Raw genomic sequence first — 255 nt, forward strand, 5'->3', positions numbered from 1 at the left:
CTGAAAAGCGTAGGCGATGGACAACAGGTTGATATTCCTGTACCACCTCTTTACCGTTTGAGCAATGGGGGGACGCAGGAGGATAGGGTAAGCGCGCTGTTGGATTAGCGCGTCCAAGCAGTTAGGCTGGTAACGAGGCAAATCCCGTTACCACATAGGCTGAGCTGTGACGGCGAGGGAAATTTAGTACCGAAGTTCCTGATTCCACACTGCCAAGAAAAGCCTCTAGCGAGGGAAAAGGTGCCCGTACCGCAA

Annotated in this window: 1 rRNA gene; it reads left to right on the forward strand. The window is 52.9% G+C overall.

The features are described 5' to 3' along the window. A 23S ribosomal RNA gene (locus M3205_RS26090) occupies nucleotides 1-255 on the forward strand; the annotation flags it as partial.

The sequence above is a fragment of the Cytobacillus firmus genome (assembly GCF_023715565.1).
Lineage (GTDB): Bacteria > Bacillota > Bacilli > Bacillales > Cytobacillaceae > Cytobacillus > Cytobacillus firmus_C.